This window comes from Heyndrickxia sporothermodurans, assembly GCF_003055045.1.
GTDB classification, from domain to species: domain Bacteria; phylum Bacillota; class Bacilli; order Bacillales; family Bacillaceae_C; genus Heyndrickxia; species Heyndrickxia sporothermodurans.
In genome coordinates this window covers 1-985 of record NZ_NAZB01000100.1, presented here as the reverse complement: position 1 = coordinate 985, position 985 = coordinate 1, and the positions used below count along the sequence as shown (strand labels likewise).

Annotated in this window: 2 protein-coding genes; one reads left to right on the top strand and one right to left on the bottom strand. The window is 32.5% G+C overall.

Annotation, left to right across the window (positions count from 1 at the left end; translation table 11 throughout):
* The coding region (locus B5V89_RS19815) for a DJ-1/PfpI family protein (protein WP_108073708.1) at positions 1-406 on the top strand (406 nt) is incomplete at its 5' end.
* Positions 407-569: 163 nt separating this feature from the next.
* Here the strand turns inward: B5V89_RS19815 and B5V89_RS19810 are convergent.
* The gene (locus tag B5V89_RS19810) at positions 570-890 is read right to left on the bottom strand and encodes a MazG nucleotide pyrophosphohydrolase domain-containing protein (protein WP_108073706.1); all 321 of its coding nucleotides are present in this window, start codon (positions 888-890) and stop codon (positions 570-572) included.
* Positions 891-985: the final 95 nt, after the last annotated feature.

Sequence of the window (985 nt, the reverse complement as noted above, 5' to 3'; positions counted from 1 at the left end):
TTCATTTAGGGGCTATAGAGACACTACTATTAATGAAGTTAATCCCGAAGAAATTGATAGTTTTTTGTTACCAGGTTGTATGGATATTATGACGCTTATAGACAAACATGAACTGTTTGAATTTATTAATCAAATAGCTGCAAAAGAAATTGTCATTGCAAGTATCTCCAGCTCTCCGTTTCTTTTAGCAAAAGCAGGTATTTTAAGGGGGAGAAAGTTTACGGTTGGGTTGACAGAGGAAGCTATGGATAAGTTAGGCGTTTTCGAAAAAGAGAATTATTGTAAAGACATTGTAGTAATAGATGGAAATATAATTACGGCAAGAGGAAGAGGATTTATTAAATTTGGAGTATATTTTGGAAAAGCATTAAACCTTGAATTCGATGAAGGATGGTATCATGAATGATTCTAATGTTTTTATTCAATACAAATTATATGGATAAAAAGGAAACTAAGTACCGCCTGTTGAATTAAAATAAAAAAGATTAAGGGGCAAAATTTTCGTCCCCTAGATATGTTCAAGAGGACGAAAATTTTTAAGGTAATCGAAAAAAGTGTGGAATTTATATTTATTCATGAGAGTAACGCTTTGAGAGTTTCTCCTTATGAGAATTAAACACTTCTTCTAAAGAAATGTTATATTTATTAGCAATTACAATAACGTTACCCAATACATCTCCTAATTCTTCTATTAAAGCCTTTCTATTGTCCTTAAACGATTCTGCAACTTCGTCAGGTCTATCCCTCCCAATCTCAAGGGCTCTTATTGCTCGTGCTACTTCTCCAGTTTCCTCCGCTAAAAAGCCAATTCGAATAAAAATGTCTAGTTCAGACCAACCTCTATTCTCATAGTATTCATTTACCCATTGTTGAAATTCAGTTACATCCATTTTTTCTCACTCCTTCACTATCGTAAAGTTTAACAAATCTCTCAGACTTTTGTATAATATAAACGCAGAATTTGTGGTATTGTAAAAAGTTCTAT